We start from the raw sequence: 23984 nt of genomic DNA, 5'->3' as shown, positions 1-23984 counted from the left end.
TATGCGCACCCCCTCGCCGGCCCTGCGCCGGGTCCGCGATCAGATCCATTCAGGCGGCGTCGGCGCCTACCCCACCGAAGGGGTCTGGGGCCTGGGCTGCGATCCCCTCGACAGCGATGCCATCGCCCGGCTGATCCGGCTCAAGGGCCGGGGCGCGGACAAGGGCCTGATCGTGATTGCGGCGGGCATCGACCAGCTCGAGGGGCTGGTGCAATGGCCCGCCCGTGCCTCGGTGCGTGAGGCGATGCTGGGCACCTGGCCGGGCCCCGTCACCTGGGTCATGCAGGCCGCCGACGGCCTGCCCGAGCTGTTGACCGGCGGGCGCCCGAGCATTGCCGTGCGGGTCACCCGCCACCCCCCGGTCATCAACCTCTGCCGCGCGGCCGGCTCAGCGCTGGTGTCCACCAGTGCCAACCGCAGTGGCCGGCCCGCCTGCCGGCGTGGCTGGCAGGTGCAGCGCTGCTTCGGCCGGCAGCTCGACTGGTTTGTGCCCGGCCCTCTGGGCGGCCAGCGCGGCCCGTCGGAAATCCGCGACGCCGACACCGGCCGGGTGCTGCGGGCGGGCGCCTAACCGCCGATGTAGGACATCTCGATGCGGCGGCTGTCGATGGGCTGCTCGCCGGCGGTGCGAAGCTCAGAGTAGCGGTCATCGCGCTGCGACCAGACCGTCGTCAGTGCCTCGTGGAGCGCGGCGTCACTGTCACCGCGGCGCAGCCGCTCGCGCAGATCATGGCCGTGACTGGCGAACAGGCAGGTGAACAGCTGACCCTCGGCGGACAGCCGGGCGCGCTGGCAGGTGCGGCAGAAGGGCTGGGTCACCGAACTGATCAGACCGACCTCGCCGGCGCCGTCCCGATAGCGATAACGCTCGGCCACCTCGCCACGGTAATTGGGTGCCAGCGGTTCGATGGGCCAGCGGGCGTTGATCCGGTCCACGACGTCGCGGGACGGGATGACCTGATCAAGCCGCCAGCCGTTGCTGTTGCCGACATCCATGTACTCAATGAAGCGCACGATGTGGGCGGTGCCGCGGAAATGTCCGGCCATGGGCAGAATATCGCCATCATTGACGCCTTTCTGCACCACCATGTTGATCTTGATCGGCCCCAGCCCGGCCGCCTCGGCGTGATCGATCCCGGCCAGCACCTTCGCCACCGGGAATCCGACGTCATTCATGGCCCGGAAGGTCGCATCATCGATGCCATCCAGGCTGACGGTCAGACGGTCCAGCCCCGCCGCCCGCAGCGCCCGGGCCTTGTCGCGGGTCAGCAGTGAGGCATTGGTGGTCAGACTGATGTCGTCAATGCCATCAATGTCGCGCAGCAGCCCGATCAGCGTTTCCAGATCGCGGCGCAGCAGCGGCTCACCCCCGGTCAGGCGCAGCTTGCGCACGCCCAGCGACGCGAACACCCCGGCGAGCCGGGCGATCTCCTCGAACGAGAGCAGCTGGTGGCGCGGCAGAAAGGCGTGATCGGCGCCGAACAGGGCCTTGGGCATGCAGTAGCTGCAGCGGAAATTGCAGCGATCGGTCAGCGAAATCCGCAGATCCCGCAGCGGTCGATCGCGCCGATCGGTGACGTCCTGCGTCATGGCTCTACTCCCCCGCCCCCGGCAGCGCCTCGCCCTGCTGATAGACCTGCGAGCCATCGGCATAGGTCTCGCGCTTCCAGACCGGTGCGGTGGCCTTGAGCCGGTCGATGGCAAACCGCGCGGCCTCGAACGCCTCCGCCCGGTGCGCCGCGCGCACCACCACCACCACGCTCAGCTCACCGACCCGCAGACGGCCGGTGCGATGGCGGATCCGACACGAGAGGATGTCATAGCCGGACAGCGCCTCGGCCTCGACGGCGGCCAGGGCGCGCTCGGCCAGCGGAACGTAGGCCGAGTACTCGATATCGGTGACGGTCTGGCCCGCGTGGTGACGGCGCACCGTGCCGCCGAACACCACCACGGCGCCGGCATCCGGCGAGGCGGTCTCCTCGAACAGCGCGTCGAGGTCGATGGCCTCGCCATCAATATGGTCCGTCATTGCGTTCGCTCCAGCGTTCCCTGATGCGTATCCTTGCACGCATGACCGAGATTGATGCAACTGCCGTCCGATCCTATCTGCTGGATCTGCAGGATCGTATCTGCGATGGGCTGTCGGCGTTGGATGGCAACGACTTTCATGAGGACGCCTGGGATCGCGAGGCGGGAGGCGGTGGCCGGACCCGGGTGCTCAGTGGTGGGCCCGTGTTCGAGCAGGCGGGCGTCAACTTCTCGCACGTGTTCGGCGCCAACCTGCCCGCCACCGCCAGCGAACGCCGACCGGAGCTGGCCGGCCGCGGCTTCCAGGCCCTGGGCGTGTCGCTGGTGGTGCATCCGCGCAACCCATACGTGCCCACCTCGCATGCCAATGTCCGCTTTTTCATGGCCGAGGCCAAGGACGCCGAACCGGTCTGGTGGTTTGGCGGCGGCTTTGACCTGACCCCGTTCTATCCCTTCGACGAGGACTGCCGTCACTGGCATCAGGTGGCCCACGACGCCGTCGCCCCGTGGGGAGAGGATCTGTACCCACGCTTCAAGACCTGGTGCGATGAGTATTTCTACCTGCCTCATCGCGGCGAGACCCGGGGCATCGGCGGACTGTTCTTTGACGATTACGAGCGCGGCGGTTTCGGGTCGGCGTTCGCCATGATGCGCTCGGTGGGCGACGGCTACATGCGCGCCTACGCCCCCATCGTCGAGGCCCGCCAGGACATTCCCTATACCGAGCGCGAACGCGACTTCCAGCTCTATCGGCGCGGCCGCTATGTCGAATTCAACCTGCTCTACGACCGCGGCACCAAGTTCGGCATCCAGTCGGGCGGCCGGACCGAGTCGATCCTCATGTCGATGCCACCGCTGGCGCGCTGGGAGTACGACTACCAAGTGGGCGAAGCCACGCCCGAGGCGGAACTGACCCGGCGCTATCTGCAGCCCCGTGAGTGGCTCTAGCGGGCACGCCGCCCGAGTCATACGGTCTGTGCCTGATGCTCATAAATCACGGGGCGACAACCGCTGCCCGTTGGGTTAGGTTGGCGGATCGCGACGGACTGCATTTTTCCGCAGCGCAACAATAACCTACAGCGATCAGGGGTGTGGCCACCGAACGGTCCGCCCGCTAGGCTGTGCCTTGACAGAACAATGACGAGGTCAGAGATGGCAGCAAAAATGACGCCCATGCCGACGCCGGACGACCTGGATCCGCAGGAGACCCAGGAGTGGCTCGAGGCCATTGAGTCGGTCCTCGAATACGAAGGCCCGGAGCGGGCACAGTTTCTGCTCGAGCAGCTCGTGGACAAGGCCCGCCGCAGCGGCGGCCAGTTGCCCTTCAAGGCGACCACGGCCTACCAGAACACCATTCCCACCCAGCATGAGCAGCCCTTTCCCGGGGATCGCGCGCTGGAATCGCGGATCCGCTCGATCATCCGCTGGAACGCCATGGCGATGGTGGTCCAGGCCAACCGCGATCGGGACGGCATTGGCGGCCACATCGCCTCGTTCGCCTCGTCGGCAACGCTCTACGAGGTGGGCTTCAACCATTTCTGGCGCGCGCCGAGTGAGGATCACGGCGGTGACCTGGTGTTCATCCAGGGCCACTCAGCGCCGGGCATCTACGCCCGCGCCTACCTCGAAGGCCGGCTCAACGACGACGATCTGCACAACTTCCGCGCCGACCTCGCCAAGACCGGCAAGCCGCTGTCCTCGTATCCGCATCCCTGGTTGATGCCCGATTTCTGGCAGCTGCCCACCGTGTCCATGGGGCTCGGCCCGATCATGGGCGTCTATCAGGCCCGCTTCCTCAAGTATCTCCACAACCGCGGCATCGCCGATACGGCCGACCGCAAGGTCTGGGTGTTCTGCGGTGACGGCGAAATGGACGAGCCCGAGAGCCTGGGCGCCATCGGTGTGGCCGCCCGCGAGGGGCTCGACAACCTGATTTTCGTGGTCAACTGCAACCTCCAGCGCCTGGACGGGCCGGTGCGCGGCAATGGCAAGATCATCCAGGAGCTCGAGGGTGAGTTCCGCGGCGCCGGCTGGAACGTCCTCAAAGTGCTCTGGGGTTCGGCCTGGGATCCGCTCCTCGCGAAGGACTCTCAGGGGCTGCTACGCCGGCGCATGGACGAAGCCGTGGACGGCGAGTACCAGAACTTCAAGGCCAAGGGCGGCGCCTATACCCGCGAGCATTTCTTTGGCAAATACCCCGACCTCAAGGCCATGGTCGCGAACATGTCCGACGAGGACATCTGGCAGCTCAAGCGCGGCGGCCATGACTCGGCCAAGGTCTACAACGCCTACCGCGCCGCCACCGAGCACGAGGGCCAGCCCACGGTCATCCTGGCGAAGACGGTCAAGGGCTATGGCATGGGCGAGGCCGGCGAAGGCCAGAACATCACCCATCAGCAGAAGAAAATGGCCGAGAACGCCCTCAAGGAGTTCCGCGACCGCTTCCACATCCCGGTGCCCGACGAGAAAGTCGCCGACGCGCCGTTCTACAAGCCCGCCGAGGACTCACCCGAGATCAAGTACCTGCACGAGCGGCGCGAGGCGCTGGGCGGCTACCTGCCGGAGCGGCGCATTACCGCCGAGCCGGTGGAGGTGCCCGACCTCTCGGCGTTCCAGGTGCTGCTCAAGGACAGCGGCGAGCGTGAGATGTCGACCACCATGGCGTTCGTCCGGGCGCTGTCGATCATCGCCCGCGACAAGGGCCTGGCCTCGCGTCTGGTGCCGATCGTCCCCGACGAGGCCCGCACCTTCGGCATGGAGGGCCTGTTCCGTCAGCTGGGCATCTACGCCCCGCAGGGTCAGCTCTACGAGCCGCAGGATGCCGATCAGCTGATGTACTACCGCGAGGATCAGAAAGGTCAGATCCTCCAGGAGGGCATCAACGAGGCCGGCGCCATGTCGAGCTGGATCGCCGCCGCCACCGCCTACGCCAATCACGGCGTCGAGATGATCCCGTTCTTTGCCTACTACTCCATGTTCGGCTACCAGCGGGTCGGCGATCTCTGGTGGGCGGCCGGCGACATGCAGGCCAAGGGCTTTCTCATGGGCGGCACCGCCGGGCGCACCACGCTCAACGGCGAAGGCCTGCAGCACGAGGACGGCCACAGCCATCTGATGACCGCGGCCCTGCCCAACTGCCGCTCATTCGATCCGACCTTCGCCTACGAGATGGCCGTGATCATCCAGGACGGCATGAAGCGGATGTATCAGGAGCAGGAGTCGGTCTTCTACTACATCACCATGATGAACGAGAACTATCACCAGCCGGCCATGCCGGAGGGCGCCGAGGACGGCATCACCCGGGGCATGTACCTGTTCCAGAAGGGCGCCGGGGGCAAGCAGCAGGTCCAGCTGCTGGGCTCAGGCAGCATCCTCATGGAGGTCATCGCCGCCGCCGAGCTGCTCAAGCAGGACTGGGGCGTCGACAGCGACATCTGGAGTTGCCCGTCGTTCACCGAGCTGCGTCGCGACGGCATCGACTGCGAGCGCCACAACATGCTGCACCCCGAGGACACGCCGCGCGTGCCCTATGTACAGCAGTGCCTGGCCGATCATGCGGGCCCGGCGATCGCCTCCACCGACTACATGCGCGCGTTCGCCGATCAGATCCGGCCCTACATCGACCGCCATTATGTGGTGCTGGGTACCGACGGTTACGGCCGCTCGGACACGCGCGAGAACCTGCGCCGCTTCTTCGAGGTGGATCGCTATTACGTCACGGTGGCGGCCCTCAAGGCGCTGGCCGACGAAGGCACGATCAGTGCCGAAACCGTCAGCAAGGCGATCGCCCACTACAACATCGACACCGACGCCCCTAACCCGGTCACGGTCTAGCGGCGAATCACGGCGCAGGAGGAATTTGCGTGGCAGAGGTCAAGGAAATCACCGTCCCCGACATCGGCGACTTCGATGCGGTGGACGTCATCGAGGTGCTGGTCGGCCCGGGCGACAGCGTCGCTGCCGAAGACTCGATCATCACCCTGGAGAGCGACAAGGCGACCATGGAAGTCCCCTGTCCGGTGGACGGCACCGTCACCGAGATGCTGATCCAGCCCGGCGACAAGGTGGCCGAGGGCACGCCGGTTGCAAAGGTTGAGGTCAGTGGTGACGGCGCCGGCGACGCCGCCGGGGACGATGCGGCCGCCGCCCCTGAGGCCCCGGCGGCCGAGCCCGCCGCTGCGGCACCGGAACCGGCCCCGGCACCCGCCGCCGAGGCCCCTGCTGAGCCATCCGCCCCGGCGGAGCAGCCCGCACCCGCCGCGGCGCCGACGAAGCAGGCCGACGGGCCCGCGCTCAGCGCCGAGACCCAGCGTCTGGCCCACGCCGGACCGTCGGTGCGACGCTTCGCCCGCGAGCTTGGCGTGCCGCTGGATCAGGTCACCGGCAGCGGCCGCAAGGGCCGGATCAGCCGCGAAGACGTGCAGGCCTACGTGAAATCGGCGCTGGAAGGCGGCGCAGCGGCCGCCCCCGCAGCTGCGGCACCGGCCGCCGAGGGTGCCGGCATCCCGCCCATCCCGGCGGTCGACTTCAGCAAGTTCGGCGAAGTCGAGGAAGTCGACCTGCCCCGCATCAAGCGGCTCTCGGGCCCGCATCTGCATCGCAGCTGGCTCAACATCCCGCATGTCACCCAGTTCGACGAGGCCGACATCACCGAGCTCGACGCCTTCCGCAAGGCGGAAAAGGCGGCCGCCGAGCAGGCCGGCATCAAGCTCACCCCGCTGGCCTTCATGGTCAAGGCCTCGGCCCGGGCCCTGCAGGCGTTTCCCGACTTCAACAGCTCGCTGCGCAGCGATGGCGCCGCGCTGATCCGCAAGCACTACATCAACATCGGCGTCGCCGTGGATACGCCCCAGGGCCTGGTGGTGCCGGTGATCAAGGACGCCGACCAGAAGGGCATCTACGCGATCGCCGCGGATCTCGCCGAGCTCTCGGCCAAGGCGCGTGACGGCAAGCTTGGCGCCGGCGACATGCAGGGCGGTACGTTCAGCGTCTCGAGCCTGGGCGGCCTGGGCGGCACGGCGTTCACGCCCATCGTCAATGCCCCCGAGGTGGCGATCCTCGGCGTGTCCAAGACCGCCACCAAGCCGGTCTGGGACGGCAGCCAGTTCGTCCCCCGGCTGATGCTGCCGCTGAGCCTTTCCTATGACCATCGGGTCATCGACGGCGCCGCGGCCGCCCGCTTCACCACTTATCTGACGGGTGTGCTCGGCGATCTGCGCCGCCTCATCCTGTAAACCTGAAAGGATCGCGATTCATGTCACAAGCCAAGGAAGTCCGCGTCCCGGATATCGGCGACTTCGACGCGGTCGAGATCATCGAGGTGCTGGTCGGCCCCGGCGATACCGTGGAGGCCGAGAGCTCGCTCATCACCCTCGAGAGCGACAAGGCCACCATGGAAGTGCCGGCGCCCTTCGACGGGCGGATCGAGTCGGTGACGGTCAGTGTCGGCGATAAGGTCGCCGAGGGCGATGTGATCGCCATGGCGGTGCCCGCCGACGGTGCTGCCGGCGCTGAGGCGGATGATGCCGGTGGCGGCGCCGACAGCGGCGCAGCCGCTCCGGCGGAGACCGCCAGCGAAACACCCGCCGCCGCCTCCGAGCCGGCACCGGCCGCCGCCCCTGCGGCAACCGCCGCCAATCAGGCCGCGCCCGATTCGCCGGACTGTGACGTGCTGGTGGTGGGCGCCGGGCCGGGCGGCTACAGCGCCGCCTTCCGGGCCGCGGACCTGGGGCTGAAGACCATTATGGTCGAGCGTTATCCAAGCCTGGGCGGGGTCTGCCTGAACGTGGGCTGCATCCCATCGAAAGCGCTGCTGCATGCCGCCAAGGTCATCGACGACGCGGCGTTCTTTGCCGACAACGGCATCGAGTTCGGCGAGCCGAAAATCGATCTGAAAAAGCTCGAATCCTGGAAATCGAGCGTGGTCGGCAAGCTCACCGGCGGTCTGGTCGGGCTCGCCAAGCAGCGGAATGTCGAAACCGTCCACGGACCGGCGCAGTTCGTCGATGATTATAACGTCAAGGTCGACACCGCCGATGGTGAGCGCTCGATCAGCTATCGCAACGTGATCATCGCCGCGGGCTCGCGGCCCATCGCGCCACCGGGCTTTGACCTGGACCACCCGCGGGTCATGGACTCCACCGACGCCCTCAAGCTCGAGGAGGTGCCCAAGCGCATGCTCGTCGTCGGTGGCGGCATCATCGGCCTGGAAATGGCCTCGGTCTATCATGCCCTCGGCAGCGAAATCACCGTGGTCGAGCTGGCCGACCGCCTGATGGCGGGGGCCGATCCGGACATCGTCAAGCCGTTCCGCAAGATCATCGACAAGCGCTACGCGAACATCTTCCTCAATACGAAGGTGACGGCGCTCAAGCCCGACGATGACGGCGTCAGCGTCGAGTTCGAGGGCGGCAAGGCGCCGGCCGAGGACCGTTTCGACCGGGTGCTGGTCTCGGTGGGGCGGCGGCCCAACACCGACCGGCTCAACCTGGAAGCCACCAGCCTCGAGCTGATGGACAACGGCTGCATCCCGGCGGACGACCAGATGCGCACCCGGGTCGGTCACATCTTCGCCATCGGCGATCTGATCGGTCAGCCGATGCTCGCCCACAAGGCGGTTCACGAGGGCAAGGTGGCCGCCGAGGTCGCCGCCGGCGAGAAAAGCGCCTTTGACGCCCGGGTCATCCCGTCGGTGGCCTATACCGACCCCGAGGTCGCCTGGGTGGGCGTCACCCAGGAGCAGGCCAAGGCCGAGGGCATGGATGTCGAGGTGGGCAGCTTCCCCTGGGCCGCCAATGGCCGGTCACTGTCGCTGGGCCGGGACGAAGGCATCACCAAGCTCATCTTCGAGCGCGACACCGAGCGCGTAGTGGGCGCCGGCATCGTCGGGCCCAACGCCGGTGATCTGATCGCCGAAGTGGGCCTCGCCATCGAGATGGGCGCCGACATGCACGACATCGGCCTGACCATCCACCCGCACCCGACCATCTCCGAGACGGTGGGCATGGCCGCCGAGGCGGCCGCCGGCACGCTGACGGATCTGTACATACCCAAAAAGAAACGCTGACCCACGATGAACCGGTCCGCCGCCGTCGTTGCCACCGGGCGCTACCTTCCCGAGCGCCTTGTGAGCAACGACGAGCTGCGGACCGAACTGGCCGCAACCGGCCAGGCCGACAGCGTCGAGCGCTTCGAGGCCAGCTCGGGCATCCGCCAGCGCTACCGGGCGGCGCCCGGGCAGGTTACTTCGGACCTTGCCGTCGCCGCGGCACAGCAGGCCCTGGCGCGGGCCGGGTGGCGGGCTGACGAGCTGGACCTGATCATCCTCGGCACCGACACCCCCGATCGCATCACCCCGGCCACCAGCGTGATCGTTCAGGCCAAGCTGGGCGCCCACCCGGCCGGCACCCTCGATATCGGCTGTGCCTGCGCCTCGTTCCCCACGGCACTGGCCGCCGCCACCGGCCTGATGGCCACCAACCCGGCACTGCGGCGCATCCTGGTGATCGGCGCCTACATGATGCAGCGCCTCGCCGATCCCGCCGATCCGATGGTGTTTTTCTATGGCGACGGCGCCGGCGCGGCACTGCTCGCGCCCACCGACGGCGACGGCATCATCACCAGCGCCTTCCATGCGGACGGCCGCTATGCCGATCACTGGAACATCGCCGCCGGGGGCACCGCCGAGCCGGCCAGCCATGACGCGGTGGCCGCCGGGCGCACCCGGGTGCAGGTGCATCGCCGCTATCCCCCGGCCATCAACGCCGAGGGCTGGCCGCTGGTGATGCGCCGGCTCGCCCGGCAGGGCGGGTTCACCCCATCCGCCATCGATCAGGCGATCTTCACTCAGATCAACGCGGCCAGCATCCGCGAAGCCTGCCAGACCGTGGGCATCCCGCCCCAGCGGGCGCCCGCGCTGATGGACCGCTACGGCTACACCGGCTCGGCCTGCCTGCCCATCGCCCTCGATCATCTCATCGAAAACGGCCTGACCGGGCCGGGAGATCTGGTCACACTGGTGGGTTCGGGCGTAGGTTACAACATGGCGGGAGTTGCCCTGCGACTGGAGGAGTGCGCAAGCCGATGAATCACGCGGCCGACAAGACACGCCAGCGCCAGCTGGACGCGCTGGAGCAGCTGGCGGATCAGCGCTGGTCCGAGGCGGATCAGGCGATCATCCACCGCTTCATCGACTGCTACTACGCCAGCATGGCCACCGAAGACCTGACCGCGCGGGCGCCGGGCAGCCTCTACGGGCTGGCGCTGTCGCACTGGCGACTGGGCTATCAGCGGCCCCGCGGCGAGGTTGCGCTGCGCGTCTACAACCCCGACCCGGAACAGGATGGCTGGGAGTCCACCCACAGCGTGGTCCAGATCGTCGCCGACGATCAGCCCTTCCTCGTGGACTCACTGTCCATGGCGATGAACGAGCAGGGTCTGATGATCCACCTGATCAGCCATCCGGTGCTCGAGATCGCGCGCGACGCCGGTGGCCACGTCGCCGCGGTGAGCGACCGCTCCAGCAGTGACGGCGAGCCCGAGGCCTGGATCCATATCGAGGTGGATCGCCAGGCCGGTGATGCGCCGCTGGACGCCCTTGAGGCGGCGGTGCGGGACACCCTGCGCGATGTCGAGGTGGCGGTGGCCGACTGGCAGGCCATGCGCCACCAGGCCGAGCAGGCGCGCCGGTCACTCAAGCGCCGCGCACCGGCCGCCGACGACGACTACCCCGCCGAGATCGATGCCTTTCTGGAATGGATGCTCGATGACCATTTCACGTTTCTCGGCTACCGCCGCTACGATCTCAGGCGCGGCAACGACAGCCTGCGGCTGGAGGCGGTGCAGGACACCGGCCTGGGGCTGCTGCGGCCCGCCCGCAACGCCGAACGGCTGTCGAGCAGCTTCGAGGCGCTACCGCCGGCGATGCGCGAGCAGGCCAGCGACCCCGACCCGCTGATCCTGACCAAATCCAGCCACCGCGCCACCGTCCATCGCCATGGCTACATGGACACCATCGGCATCAAGCGCTTCAACACCCGGGGCGAGGTGATCGGCGAACACCGCTTTCTGGGGCTCTACACCTCAGGCGCCTACAGCCGCAATCCGCGCAACATCCCGCTGCTGCGGCGCAAGGTGGCGGCGGTGCTCGAGCGCGCCGGGCTGCGCGCCAACAGCCATGCCGGCAAGGCCCTGGTGCACATCCTCGAGACCTATCCCCGCGACGAGCTCTTCGAGATCGACTCGCAGACGCTCTATGAGACGGCCCTGGGCATCCTGCAGCTGCAGGAGCGCCAGCGGGTGCGCCTGTTCACGCGTCACGACCGCTTCGGGCGGTTCGTCTCGTGCCTGGTCTATGCCCCACGGGACCGCTATGACACGGCGACGCGGCAGCGCATGCAGCAGATCCTCATGGAGGCGTTCGACGGGGCACACTCCGAGTTCACCGTACAGCTCTCCGAGGCGGTGCTTGCCCGCATCCACTTCATCATCCACTTCCGCGGCACCGAGGCCCAGACCGTGGACACCGACGCCCTCGAGGCACGTCTGGCGGCCACCACCCGGTCCTGGTCGGACGATCTGGCACAGACGCTGCTCGAGCACTGCGGCGAGGCCCGCGGCACGCAGCTCCATCACCGCTATCGCGACGCGTTCAGCGCCGCCTATCGCGAGGACACGCCGCCCGGCACCGCCACCCAGGACATCGAACGCCTCGAGACCCTGGAGGCCGGCGACGGCCTGGTGATCAGCCTGTACCGCCCGCTCGAGGCACCGGTGGGGAGCCTGCGGCTGAAGCTCTATCACGCCGGCCAGCCCATGAGCCTGTCCGACGTGCTGCCGGTGCTCGAGAACATGGGCGTGCGGGTGATCGACGAGCGCCCCTACGGCATCCGTCCGGAGGGAGCCGGACCATGCTGGATCCATGACTTCGGCCTGAGTCACGATCCCGAACTTGACCTTGATACGGGCCAGCTGCGCGACGCCTTCCAGTCGGGTTTCGCCGCCATCTGGCGACGCGAAACCGATGACGACGGCTTCAACCGACTGATCCTGCTGGCCGGTCTGACCTGGCGGGAGATTTGTATCCTGCGGGCCTACGCCCAGTACCTGCGCCAGGCAGGGATGGCCTACAGCCAGCCCTATATGGAGTCCACCCTTGCCGATCATCCAGCCATCGCCAGCGGCCTGATCAAGCTGTTCAGGGCGCGGTTCGACCCGGATCACGCCGACGCCGGGCGCGCCGGCCGCCTGGCCGACGAGCTGGATGCGCAGCTCGAGGCGGTGCAGAGCCTGGATGATGACCGCATCCTGCGGCGCCTGCGCGATGCCATGCTGGCGACGCTGCGGACCAGCTTCTTCCGGCGCGACGCCCGGGGCCGGCCGCATCCCAGCCTGGCCCTCAAGCTGCGGCCCGAGCGGATCCCCGGTGTTCCCAAGCCGGTCCCGGCGTTCGAGATCTTCGTCAGCTCACCCCGGGTCGAGGGCGTGCACCTGCGCGGCGGCAAGGTGGCCCGGGGCGGACTGCGCTGGTCGGAGCGGCGCGAGGACTACCGCACCGAAATCCTCGGCCTGATGAAAGCCCAGATGGTCAAGAACGCCCTCATCGTCCCGGTGGGCGCCAAGGGCGGTTTTGTCTGCAAGCGCCTGCCCCGTGAGCGTCAGGCCCAGCGCGACGAGGTGCTCGCCTGCTACCGGCTGTTCATCCGCGCGCTGCTGGATGTGACCGACAATATCGTCGATGACGTCGTCCAGCCGCCGGCACAGGTGGTCCGCCACGACGATGACGATCCCTATCTGGTGGTGGCCGCCGACAAGGGCACCGCGACTTTCTCGGATGACGCCAACGCCATCGCCGACGAGTACGGCTTCTGGCTGCATGACGCCTTCGCCTCGGGTGGCTCCACCGGTTACGACCACAAGGCCATGGGCATCACCGCCCGCGGGGCCTGGGTGGCGGTCCAGCGGCATTTCCGCGAAGCCGGCCGCAACATCCAGATCGAGCCGTTCAGCGTCGTCGGCGTCGGCGACATGTCGGGGGATGTGTTCGGCAACGGCATGCTCCAGTCACGGACCACCCGGCTGATCGCCGCCTTCGATCACCGCCATGTATTCATTGACCCCGACCCGGACCCCGAGCGCAGTTACGCCGAGCGGGAGCGGCTGTTCGGCCTTGGCCCCTCCAGCTGGGCGGATTATGACACCGCGCTGATCTCCGAAGGCGGCGGCGTCTGGCCGCGCAGCGCCAAGTCCATCACCCTGCCGGAACCGGCCCGCCGGGCCCTCGGCGTCGAGCAGCAGCGCCTGACGCCCACCGACCTGATCGCCGCCATCCTGCGCGCACCGGTGGACCTGCTCTGGAACGGCGGGATCGGCACCTACGTCAAGGCCCGGGCCGAGAGTCATGCCGAGGTGGGCGACAAGGCCAACGATGCCCTGCGGGCGGATGCCGAAGATCTGCGCTGCGCGGTGATCGGCGAAGGCGGCAACCTGGGGGTGACGCCCCTGGGTCGGGTCGCGTTCGCCCTGGCCGGCGGGCGGATCAACAACGACGCCATCGACAACTCCGGTGGCGTGGACTGCTCCGATCATGAGGTCAACATCAAGATCCTCATGAACGGCGGCGTCGATGATGGCGACCTCACCGTCAAGCAGCGCAACCAGCTGCTGGTCGAAATGACCGATGCCGTCGCCGCGCACGTGCTGGCCAATAACGACCGCCAGACCCAGGCCATCAGCCTGATGCAGGATCGGGCGGCGGCACGGCTGGCGGAGCAGGATCGCTGCATGCGCCGGCTCGAGCGCGAGGGCCGGCTGGACCGGGCGGTGGAGCAGCTGCCCGATGATGAGGGCCTCGCCGAGCGGGCTCGCCAGAGGCGCGGACTGACCCGTCCCGAGCTGGCGATACTGCTGTCGTACACCAAGATCCGCAGCTTCGAGGAGCTGCTCGACTCGCCGCTGGTGCAGGGCGAGGAAAACCTTCACGAACTGGTGGGGTATTTCCCCGCGCCCCTGCGCGAGCGCTTTGCGACACGCATCGACCAGCACCCGCTGCGCCGCGAGATCATCGCCACCCACCTCGCCAATCATGTGCTCAACCGCATGGGGGCGACGTTTTTGATGCGCATGACCGAAGCGACCGGCGCCGATACCGCCGAGGCGGTGCGGGCCTATCTGGCGGCCCGTGACATCTACGGTCTGCGCGGGCTGTGGCACGAAGTGAACGGACTGGGTGACGCGGTGGCCATCCAGCATCAGCAGTCCGCACTGCACAGCATCCGCGCCCTGCAGGAGCAGGCCACGCGCTGGCTGCTCCGTCATCCGGGCGGCGGCGGCAGTGACGCCGGGGCCGGTATGGCGCCGATGCAGCAGGCGGTCGCCCGCCTCGACGAGGCCCTGCCGACGCTGCTGACCGAAACCGCCGCCGGGCAGCTGGCCGCGGCACGCGACCGGCATGTCGAGGCCGGCGTCCCGGCACCCCTGGCCGAGCGCCTGAGCCGTCTGCCGCGGCTCTATCCCGCGCTCGATATCCATGCCGCGGCCTGCGTCGCCGACACCGAACTGACCGAGGCGGCCCGCGTGCATTTCCAGGCCAGCGACCATCTGGCGCTCAGTGACCTGCAGGCGGCCATTGACCGGTTCCAGCCCGAGGACGACTGGCAGGCGCGCTACCGGATCGGGCTCATGGAGTCGCTGCACGAGGAACACCGCCGGGTCACCGAAGCCATCCTCCGGCATACCGGTGACGGCACGGCGGCCAGCCGGGTGGAGGACGGACTCGCTGGCGAGGGCAACCGGGTCGACTATCTGCGCCAGATCACCGATCAGATCCGGGCCAGCGCCCAGCCCGACAGCGCCATGTTCGGCGTCGCGCTGCAGGCACTGCGGCATGTCGCCTCGAATGCCCAAGAGCGCCTGCAATGACGGATGCGGTGGAACTGCACTGTGCCGAAGGGGGTGACGGCCCGGCACTAGTCATGCTCCACGGCCTGTACGGCTCGGGTAACAACTGGCGCGGCATCGCCCGATCCTTCGAGGCGGGCCATCGGGTGCTGCGCCCCGATCTGCGCAACCACGGCCAGTCCCCGCATTACCCGGGCATGGATTATCGCGCCATGGCCGCCGACGTCGTCGCCCTGCTGGAGGCACGAGGCATTGAACAGGCCGACATCATGGGCCACAGCATGGGCGGCAAGGTGGCGATGGCGCTGGCCCTGACCCGGCCGGACCGGCTGCGCCGCCTGATGGTGGTGGATATCGCCCCCATGGCCTACGACCATGAAGCCGAGCACGGCGGGCTGATCCGTGCCATGCAGGCCATCGATCTGGCGGCGGCGCCGGATCGCGGCGCGGTGGATGCGCAGCTGGCCACCGAGGTCAGTCACCCCATGATCCGGCAGTTTCTGCTCACCAACCTGCAGCGTCGGGGCGCGCAGTGGGTGTGGCGCATTCCGCTCGCCACGCTGGCCGAGCAACTGCCGGTCATCCAGGGCTGGCCGGAAGGCCTGGGCACCCTGACGGAGCCGCCGGTGCGCTTCGTCCACGGTGGGGCGTCCGACTATGTCGATCGCGCCGGGCGCGCCGCGATCGCCCGCCATTTTCCGGCCGCCGACGTGGTGAGCTATCCCGGCGTCGGCCACTGGCTGCATGCCGAGGCGCCGCAGCGCTTCACCGATGAGCTGAACGATTTCGTGACCCAACCCCACCCCTGACCACGCAGAGAGACCGCCATGGCTGAGGACTTTAAACAGAACGCGCTCGACTACCATCGCAACCCGACGCCGGGGAAAATCACGGTCTCCCCCACCAAGCCGCTGGCCAACCAGCGCGATCTGGCCCTGGCCTACAGCCCGGGCGTGGCCGCCGCCTGCGAGGCGATTGTCGAGAACGAGCGCGAAGCCGCCAATGTCACCGCCCGCGGCAACCTAGTGGGCGTCATCACCAACGGCACGGCGGTGCTGGGGCTGGGGGCGATCGGCCCCCTCGCCTCCAAACCGGTCATGGAGGGCAAGGGCGTCCTGTTCAAGAAGTTCGCCGGCATCGACGTCTTCGACATCGAAATCGACGAAACCGACGCCGGTCAGCTGGTGGAGACCATCGCCCGGCTCGAGCCGACCTTCGGCGCCATCAACCTCGAAGACATCAAGGCGCCGGAGTGCTTCGAAGTCGAGGCCCAGCTGCGCGAGCGCATGAACATCCCGGTCTTCCACGACGACCAGCACGGCACGGCCATTACCGCCGCCGCCGCCATCTATAACGGCCTGCGCCTGGTGGGCAAGCGCTTCGAGGACATCAAGCTGGTGACTTCCGGCGCCGGGGCCTCGGCGGTGGCCTGCCTGGATCTGCTGGTGTCGATGGGCCTCAACCCGGCCAACGTCATCGCCACCGACCGGCAGGGCGTGATCTACAAGGGCCGGACCGAGTACATGGATGCGCGCAAGGGGGTCTACGCCAGCGACACCGACGCCCGCACCCTGGGCGAGGCCATCGATGGCGCGGATATCTTTCTGGGGCTGTCCGCCCCGGGCGTGCTGACGCCGGCGATGGTCAAGCGCATGGCGGACAAGCCCATGATCATGGCGCTGGCCAACCCCACCCCCGAGATTCTGCCCGAGGACGCCCTCGACGCCCGGCCCGACGCCATCATCTCCACCGGGCGCTCGGATTACCCCAATCAGGTCAACAACGTCCTGTGCTTTCCGTTCATCTTCCGCGGCGCGCTGGACGTGGGCGCGACCACCATCAACGACGAAATGAAAAAGGCCTGCGTGCGCGCCATCGCGGATCTGGCCACCATGGAATCCTCGGATGTGGTGCGCGCGGCGTATGGCGGCAGACCGCTGTCGTTCGGCCCCGAATACCTGATCCCCAAGCCCTTCGATCCGCGCCTGATCACGCGCATCGCCCCCGAAGTGGCCCGCGCCGCCATGGAAAGCGGGGTGGCCACCCGACCCATCGAGGATTTCGCCGCCTACCGCCGCCGGCTGTCGAACTATGTCTTCCAGTCGGGCCTGCTCATGAAGCCGATCTTCGAGCGCGCCAGTCAGAACCCGCGCCGGGTGGCGTACGGCGACGGCGAGGACGAGCGCATCCTCCAGGCGGTGCAGCTGGTGGTGGACGATGGTCTGGCGAAGCCCATCGTCATCGGCCGCCGCCGGGTGGTCAAAATGCGCATCCAGCGCCTGGGCCTGCGGCTCGCCGTCGATGACGACTTCGAGCTGGTGGACCCCGAGGACGATCCGCGCTTCAAGGCCTACTGGCAGCTCTATCACTCGCTCATGGAGCGGCGCGGCGTCACCCCCGACCGGGCCCGCCAGATCGTGCGCACGCGCAACACCGTGATCGCCTCGCTGATGGTGCACCGGGGCGAGGCCGACGCCATGCTCTCGGGCGCGGTGGGCAAGTACCACCGCCAGCTCGACTATGTCACCGAGGTCATCGGCCGGCGCGAAGGGGTGGCCAATCTGGCGGCGATGAACGCCATCATCACCCCCAAGGGCACGCTGTTTCTGTGTGACACCTACGTCAATCACCACCCCAGCGCCGATCAGCTCGCGGAGATGACCACCCTCGCCGCCGATGAGATCCGGCGCTTCGGCATGGTGCCCAAGGTGGCGATGCTCTCGCACAGCAACTTCGGCACCTCGGACGATGCCGAGGCCGCCAAGATGCGCGAGGCCCTCCATCAGGTCCAGCTCCGCGATCCTTCACTGGAGGTCGAGGGCGAGATGCATGGCGATGCCGCCCTCAATGAGGAAATCCGCCGACGCATCTTTCCCAACTCGCGGCTCGAGGGCGAGGCCAACCTGCTGATCATGCCCACGCTGGATGCGGCCAATATCGCCTTCAATCTGCTCAAGACCGTCACCGACGCCGTGTCGATCGGTCCCATCGTGCTGGGCATGGCCAAGCCAGCCCACATCCTCACGCCGTCGGTGACGGTGCGGGGCGTCGTCAACCTCACGGCCCTGGCCGGCGTCGAAGCCGGTATCGAGGGCGGCAAAGACGGGAGTCCGGCATGAACCAGGCCATCCGCATTGAATCCTTCGGCGGCCCCGACGAGCTACGGCTTGCCGAGACCGCCGCTATCACGCCCGGTCCCGGCGAGGTCCTCATCCGCCAGACCCATATCGGCGTCAACTACATCGATGTCTACTTCCGCACCGGGCTCTACCGGCCCGCGCAGATGCCCTTTACGCCGGGGCTGGAAGCCGCCGGCGAGGTGCTGGCCGTGGGCGACGGCGTCGACACGCTGACACCCGGCCAGCGCGTGGCCTATGTCGGTGGTCCGCCAGGGGCCTATGCCCGCGAACGGGTGATCAGCGCCGATCGGGTGGTGGCACTGCCGGCGGCCATCACCAGCGAGCGGGCCGCGGCCATGATGCTCAAGGGCATGACCGCGCACATGCTGCTCGAACGGGTCCACGCCGTGGGACCGGGGGATCGGGTCCTGATCCACGCCGCGGCGGGCGGTGTCGGGCTGCTGCTCTGTCAGTGGGCCCATCACCTCGGGGCCACCGTGATCGGCACCGTGGGCAGCGCGGAGAAGGCCGAGCAGGCCCGCGCCCATGGCTGCCACCATCCGGTGCTCTACCGCGACGAGTCGGTCAGCGAACGGGTCCAGGCCCTCACCGGCGGCGAGGGCGTGCAGGTGGTCTATGACTCGGTGGGTGCGGATACCCTGACGGCATCCCTGGCCTGTCTCGCCAAGCGGGGATTGCTGGTCAGCTTTGGCCAGTCATCCGGCGCACCGCCCGCCATCGAGGTGGGCCAGCTGGCGGCGGGGGGATCGCTGTTTCTGACCCGGCCGTCGCTGTTCGACTACATCGGCACCCCGGCCGAACTGCAGGCGGCGGCCGACGCCCTGTTCGCCCGCGTCGTCGCCGGCGACCTGCAGATCCACATCGACAGCGAATGGCCGCTGGCCGAGGCGGGTGCGGCCCATCAGCGCCTGGAATCGCGCCGGAGCAGCGGCTCGATCATCCTGCGGGCCTAATCGCTCGGGGCGTCCATCCGCGGCAGGCTGTTGCCGATCGGGTCCAGGCCTAGGGCCTGGCGATAGGCCTGGCGGGCGCGGTCATGCTCGCCGAGGCGCTCGTAGAGCTCGGCAAGCAGCCGCGCCGTGGTCGGATTGTCATCGCGGGCGACGGCCGCCTCAAGGTGCCGCCGGGCCGGTCCCCAGTCTTTCGCGCGGGCCGCCTGACGGGCCGCCGCATAGAGCAGCGCCGGATCGTCGGGGCGCTCGTTGAGCCATCCGGTGAGGCGGTTGTAGACCCGCTCGGCGGGCAGGGGCAGCTCGCCGTAGACTTCCACCAGCATCGGCTCCCAGCGCTGGCGCAGCCAGCGGCGCAGCTGGCGCTCGGCGGTGACCGGGCAGTCGGCGTCGATCAGCGCCCGCGCGTAGCGGGCCTGCAGGACCGGATCGCGGCGCCGGCTCTTGGGCAGCGACTTCCAGATGCGCCCCAGGCTGTCGGCATTGGCCGAGGCGCCCAGGGCATTGATCCGCTCGTCCAGGGCCCGCTGTTCGATGGCGGTGAGCTCGGCACTGGGCAGGGACTGCTCACGGCGCAGGTCCGGCAGCAGATCCATCAATCCGGCAAAGTCCTCTACCGCGCGCATGGCGCGTGCCTGCAGCATGAGCACGCGGTGGTTGCGGGGCGCTTTCTCGCGCAGCCAGCCCAGTGTTGCCAGGGCCTGTTCCCACTGCTCGGCATCGACCTGTAGCTGGGCCTGCAGCAGGCCCACCGCCAGCCGTGCCCGTGGATTGGCCGAATCGGCCGCCACCAGCAGGTCGTCCCGGCGCTGCCACTCGCCACGGCGCTGGGCGGCGATCGCCGCGAGCAGATGGTGCATGAGCGGCTGCTGCGAAAAACCACTGGTGCCCTCGAGATGGCGCTCGGCCTGGGCATAGCGCCCTTCGGCCAGCTCGATCAGTCCATCGATCAGCTCGCGCTGGGCCCGGTGCGTGCGCCGGCTGGCGAGCCGCTCGCGCACCTGACCGGGGGCCCGGAGCGTCCGCCGCAGCAGCCCCACCGCCAGAGTCACCGCCGCCCACAGGGCAATGAAGGCGAGCACCGCCACGAACAGGCTGGTCTGGATGGTCCATTCGCCCACCCGGAGCATCAGAAAGCCGCCTTCGTTGGCGAACCACTGCGCCGCCGACACGCTGGCCAGCAGCAGCAGGACCAGAAGGATGAGCCGGCGGATCATGACTGGCCACCGTCATTGAGCACGGGGGCGAGGGTCTCGCCGATGGCGGGCCGCTCAACCTTTACGGGCTCGTCCATCAGATCCGCGAGGCGCTCGCGGACCGCGCTCACCGACTCGGCGCTGGAATCAAAGTAGGCGCTCACCCAGTCGTCGATGCGCTTGAGGGCGTTGTCATAGGTGGCGGGCTCGCCCCGCAGGGCCGCCAGTCGCGCCGACTCGATCTGCAGGCGCAGGTTCTGCTGCAGCAGGAACCGGGACTCCGGCTCGGGCAGCGGCTCGACCTGGCGGTCGCGGCTGACGGTGACCAGCTCGCTGAGCCCCGTCATGAGCCGGTCGCCGGCACGATCCAGGCGTGCCTGCCAGCCCCCCGCCGGCGCATCGCTCCGCGCCCCGGCGGTGGTGTCGGCGGTCTCGAAGCGCTGGATACCGGCGGCCAGTGGCAGCGAGCCGAGCTGATCCGCCACCCGGTCGAGCCCGCGGTTGATGGCCACCTGATCGATCCGCTCGACGTCCAGCAGCTGATCGACGGCACGGCCAATCGCCTCACGCCGGTCGATGCCCACGCCGCCCAGGCCGGAGAGCAGGACATCGGCGGCCTCCAGCGCCTCGAGGGCACCGGCGATATCGCCGTTGAAGCGCACGCGATGCACGGCCATACGGGCCAGATAGCCGGCCTCGGCAATGCGCCAGTCATCGGTCTCGGAGTTCATCCGGCGGTAGAGCTGATCCACCCGGTCGGCCAGTTCGCGGCGGGCGCTGACCTGATCGGCCATGCGGTTTTCGAGCTGGGCCAGCGACTGCAGGCGCGATTCGAGCTGTTCGTTGAGGTTGGTGACGCGGCCGTTGAGCTCGCCCAGGGCGGTCTGCTGATCGTCGCGCAGGGTCTCGAGTTCGCTGCGGGCGGCGAGGTCGGCCTGAGCGTCGGCAAGCTGCTGCATCTGCCAGATGAGATACCCCCCGGCCGCCGCCACGAGCAGCGCGACCAGCAGGGCCACGACCAACGCAAGCCGACCGGGCCCGCGCCCCGTCGCCGGTGCCGCGGGTTCGGCCGGGGCCGCCGTCGAGGCATCATCCGGCGCCGGGCCGTCATCGCCCGGGGTCGTCTCGAGGGCCTTCTGTGCGTCCTTGTCTGTCTTGCTCATCGCTCTCTCTCTGCAGCGCGGCACACACCGCCCGTGTAATTGCCTGATCGTCCGCGCCAGCGGCAATGCCGGGGGCATCCCATCCCGCGCGGACGGCGGCCATCGCGATGCGCTCGCTCACGGTGACCAGTCGGCTTTTCTGCAACCACTCTAGCGCGCCTGACCCCGCCATGCCGAGCAGGCCCGACAGGCCACTGGTGCTTGTCACAATTGTGCAGTCAAGCGGCCGGGCCTGCCACTCCCGGGGAATGGCCAGTCCACCGTCCGGCACCTCGCGCCGGTAGACCACCCACTCGTCCACCGTGGCGCCGCGCTCGCGCAGCGCCTCCGGCAGACGGCGGCGTCCGCCTTCGCCACGAATGATCAGCACCCGGGCACCGGCGCCGGCATCGAACGCCGCTTCAGCCAACAGGTCATCCGCGCCACCACCCGACTGGGGCGCGGCATTGACCGCCAGCCCCTGGCGCCGCGCGGCGGTGGCGGTACCCGGGCCGACGGCGGCCACGCGGGCGTCTCCGCGCCGCTCCGTCGGCAGCCGGCCGACGCCATGCCACACGGCGTTGGGACTGGTGAACACGAGCCAGTCCACACGGGGGATGGCCGGCAGCGCCGGCGCGAGGGCAACGATCTGCAGGGTGGGGCGGTGCAGGACCGCGGCGCCGGCGGCCTCAAGGCAGTGGATCAGCCCGTCGGCCTGGCCCTCGGGCCGGGTCACCAGGATCCGGCGGCCGGCCAGGGCGTCTGCGGTGGTCACTGAATATCGGCGAGGATCTCGCCGGCCCCCTGCGCGAGCAGGTCCCCGGCAACCGTATTGCCCAGGGCCTCGGCCCCGTGGCGGGGCGCGCGGCCCTCGGCACGCAGCACCTGGCGGCCATCGCGGCTGGCCACCAGGGCGCGCAGCCACAGGTCGTCGGCCTCCAGCACCGCATAGGCGGCCAGCGGGACATGGCAGCTGCCCTCCAGCCGGGCATTGACCGCGCGCTCCGCCGCCACCCGGTCGTGGCTGTCCGGGTCGTCGAGATCGCGGATCAACGCCTCCACCTCGGGATCGTCAGCGCGGCACTCAATGGCCAGCGCCCCCTGACCCACCGCCGGCAGGCTTTCCTCGGCGGGCATCGCCCGGGTGATCTGATCGGCCATGCCCAGTCGCCGCAGGCCGGAGGCGGCCAGCACGATGGCATCGAATTCGCCGGCATCGAGCTTGCCGAGCCGGGTCTGGACGTTGCCGCGCAGCGACGTCACCGTCAGGTCCGGGCGTCGGGCGCGGATCTGACACTCGCGGCGCAGGCTTGCCGTGCCCACGCAGCCGCCGGTGGGCAGTTCACCAAGGGCACCGTAGTGGCGCGAGACAAAGGCGTCGAAGGGGTCATCACGGGCGAGGATCACCGGCACCCGGAATTCATCCGGGACCTCCGCGGGGATGTCTTTCATGGAATGCACGGCGATGTCGGCCTTGCCCGCCAGCATGCCCTCCTCGAGCGCCTTGACGAACAGGGCCTTGCCGCCCACCGCCATCAGCGGCCGATCGGTGATTTCGTCGCCGCGGGTGGACAAGCGGACCAGCTCGACCTCGAGCCCCGGATGACGGGCCCGCAGGCGCTCAGCCACGTGCTCGGCCTGCCAGATGGCCAGTGGACTACGACGGGTGGCGATGCGCAGATGGGTGATGGACATGAATGCGTGGACCCGGGGCGAGCCGGGCGGTCAGTTGCGATAATGCGCAACGATACCGCCTGATCGCCCCCACGCAAAGCATCACCCCGGCGCCGCCGCGCCCCGCATCCAGCGCCGGACCGTGGGCAGGCGGCGCCGGCTGACCGGCAGGGTCTCGTCGCTACCCTCCACCCGGGCGAGGGTGCGACCCTCGACGTCCTTCTCCAGCCCCCGCAGGGCGTCCCGGGCCACCAGGGCACTGCGGTGCACCCGCAGAAAGCGTTGCCCGAACTCCGCCTCGAGACCGCACAGCGACTCTTCGATCAGATCCTCACCGGCGTCGTGCTGCACGCTGACGTACTTGTGATCGGCCACAAAGCAGCGCACGTCATCCACCGGAATCAGGCTCAGGCCGTTGCGCCGGCGGCAGAGGATATGCCGGCGCTCGTCACCGGCGCCCGGGGCCTGGAGGCGGACGATCTGGCCGGCGCTCAGGGGACGGGCGGCCTCGAGGGCGGCCCCGAAACGCGCCGGCTGGACGCTGTCCAGGACGTAGTCGATTCCGCTGGCCTCAAGCTGCGGGAGGATGAGGTCGGTCATCTCGCAGGCCAGCAGGATCGCCGGGGCCGGCGTGGCATTGGCCAGCGCCACCGCCGCGGCCAGATGCCGGGCATCGCGCACCCCCAGCACCACCGCATCCACCGGGTCACGGCGGTGACTGGGCGGGGCGTCCGCCGGGGTCTCGAAAACCCCGCCAATCCGCCAGCCCGAACGGTTGGCGGCGAGTCGCGCCAGACGCTCGCGCAGGGCGGGCTGCTCGCAGGCAATCACAATCTTCATCATGTCGGTTCCTCCCGGGCGCTCATCAAGTGGAGGCTCGAGCATGGAAAACCGCGCCCGCGGCGTTCGCCAACCGGTTCACAGACCGGGCATCCGGCGCAGGCGGCCGGTCGGCTG

General features: G+C 68.9%; 17 protein-coding genes. 10 read left to right on the top strand and 7 right to left on the bottom strand.

Going from position 1 to position 23984, the window contains the following annotated elements; genetic code table 11:
- Window position 1 precedes the first annotated feature (1 nt).
- On the top strand, window positions 2-571 hold the full coding sequence (locus BA899_RS05430) for an L-threonylcarbamoyladenylate synthase (protein ID WP_159299997.1): 570 nt from the start codon (window positions 2-4) through the stop codon (window positions 569-571).
- Here the strand turns inward: BA899_RS05430 and moaA are convergent.
- Both moaA and BA899_RS05420 read right to left on the bottom strand, forming a co-directional pair.
- A complete protein-coding gene (gene moaA, locus BA899_RS05425; protein ID WP_159299996.1) occupies window positions 568-1590 on the bottom strand; it encodes a GTP 3',8-cyclase MoaA in 1023 nt (340 codons plus the stop codon). The genes BA899_RS05430 and moaA overlap by 4 nt on opposite strands.
- A 4-nt stretch (window positions 1591-1594) precedes the next feature.
- Entirely contained in the window at window positions 1595-2029 is a 435-nt protein-coding gene (locus tag BA899_RS05420) for a molybdenum cofactor biosynthesis protein MoaE (RefSeq protein ID WP_148122606.1), read from the bottom strand.
- A 41-nt stretch (window positions 2030-2070) separates the two neighbouring features.
- Here BA899_RS05420 and hemF point away from each other — a divergent pair, with 41 nt between their 5' ends.
- The 9 genes from hemF to BA899_RS05375 all read left to right on the top strand — a co-directional run bounded on the left by hemF (window position 2071) and on the right by BA899_RS05375 (window position 19018).
- Window positions 2071-2976 carry an oxygen-dependent coproporphyrinogen oxidase gene (gene hemF, locus BA899_RS05415; RefSeq protein ID WP_159299995.1) on the top strand — a complete coding sequence of 302 codons (906 nt, stop codon included), beginning with the start codon at window positions 2071-2073 and terminating at the stop codon, window positions 2974-2976.
- 225 nt (window positions 2977-3201) lie between these two features.
- A complete protein-coding gene (aceE, locus tag BA899_RS05410) occupies window positions 3202-5862 on the top strand; it encodes a pyruvate dehydrogenase (acetyl-transferring), homodimeric type (RefSeq protein WP_370456321.1) in 2661 nt (886 codons plus the stop codon).
- 29 nt (window positions 5863-5891) lie between these two features.
- Window positions 5892-7262: a dihydrolipoyllysine-residue acetyltransferase gene (locus BA899_RS05405; RefSeq protein ID WP_159299994.1), complete on the top strand. Its 1371-nt coding sequence runs from the start codon at window positions 5892-5894 to the stop codon at window positions 7260-7262.
- Window positions 7263-7282: 20 nt separating this feature from the next.
- Entirely contained in the window at window positions 7283-9094 is a 1812-nt protein-coding gene (gene lpdA, locus BA899_RS05400; RefSeq protein WP_159299993.1) for a dihydrolipoyl dehydrogenase, read from the top strand.
- A 6-nt stretch (window positions 9095-9100) separates the two neighbouring features.
- Window positions 9101-10114, top strand: coding sequence for a 3-oxoacyl-ACP synthase III family protein (locus tag BA899_RS05395; protein WP_159299992.1), 1014 nt, complete (start codon window positions 9101-9103; stop codon window positions 10112-10114).
- Window positions 10111-14946, top strand: coding sequence for an NAD-glutamate dehydrogenase (locus tag BA899_RS05390; RefSeq protein ID WP_159299991.1), 4836 nt, complete (start codon window positions 10111-10113; stop codon window positions 14944-14946). The genes BA899_RS05395 and BA899_RS05390 overlap by 4 nt, the downstream gene beginning before the upstream one ends.
- Complete coding sequence (locus BA899_RS05385; RefSeq protein ID WP_159299990.1) at window positions 14943-15734, top strand: alpha/beta fold hydrolase; 792 nt, start codon at window positions 14943-14945, stop codon at window positions 15732-15734. The genes BA899_RS05390 and BA899_RS05385 overlap by 4 nt, the downstream gene beginning before the upstream one ends.
- Window positions 15735-15752: 18 nt before the next feature.
- A complete protein-coding gene (locus tag BA899_RS05380) occupies window positions 15753-18044 on the top strand; it encodes an NADP-dependent malic enzyme (protein ID WP_159299989.1) in 2292 nt (763 codons plus the stop codon).
- A complete protein-coding gene (locus BA899_RS05375) occupies window positions 18041-19018 on the top strand; it encodes a quinone oxidoreductase (protein WP_159299988.1) in 978 nt (325 codons plus the stop codon). The genes BA899_RS05380 and BA899_RS05375 overlap by 4 nt, the downstream gene beginning before the upstream one ends.
- Here the strand turns inward: BA899_RS05375 and BA899_RS05370 are convergent.
- The 5 genes from BA899_RS05370 to BA899_RS05350 all read right to left on the bottom strand — a co-directional run bounded on the left by BA899_RS05370 (window position 19015) and on the right by BA899_RS05350 (window position 23870).
- Window positions 19015-20232: a heme biosynthesis HemY N-terminal domain-containing protein gene (locus BA899_RS05370; RefSeq protein WP_110882228.1), complete on the bottom strand. Its 1218-nt coding sequence runs from the start codon at window positions 20230-20232 to the stop codon at window positions 19015-19017. The genes BA899_RS05375 and BA899_RS05370 overlap by 4 nt on opposite strands.
- On the bottom strand, window positions 20229-21374 hold the full coding sequence (locus tag BA899_RS05365) for a uroporphyrinogen-III C-methyltransferase (protein ID WP_159299987.1): 1146 nt from the start codon (window positions 21372-21374) through the stop codon (window positions 20229-20231). Before BA899_RS05365 ends, BA899_RS05370 begins: the two co-directional genes overlap by 4 nt.
- Complete coding sequence (locus tag BA899_RS05360) at window positions 21319-22128, bottom strand: uroporphyrinogen-III synthase (RefSeq protein ID WP_159299986.1); 810 nt, start codon at window positions 22126-22128, stop codon at window positions 21319-21321. Before BA899_RS05360 ends, BA899_RS05365 begins: the two co-directional genes overlap by 56 nt.
- Window positions 22125-23048 carry a hydroxymethylbilane synthase gene (hemC, locus tag BA899_RS05355; RefSeq protein WP_200833068.1) on the bottom strand — a complete coding sequence of 308 codons (924 nt, stop codon included), beginning with the start codon at window positions 23046-23048 and terminating at the stop codon, window positions 22125-22127. Before hemC ends, BA899_RS05360 begins: the two co-directional genes overlap by 4 nt.
- 81 nt (window positions 23049-23129) lie before the next feature.
- Complete coding sequence (locus tag BA899_RS05350; protein ID WP_159299985.1) at window positions 23130-23870, bottom strand: LytTR family DNA-binding domain-containing protein; 741 nt, start codon at window positions 23868-23870, stop codon at window positions 23130-23132.
- Window positions 23871-23984 lie beyond the last annotated feature (114 nt).

It is taken from the genome of Spiribacter sp. SSL99 (assembly GCF_009805925.1).
In the GTDB taxonomy this organism is placed as follows: domain Bacteria; phylum Pseudomonadota; class Gammaproteobacteria; order Nitrococcales; family Nitrococcaceae; genus Spiribacter; species Spiribacter roseus.
This window is presented reverse-complemented; position numbering and strand designations above follow the sequence as displayed.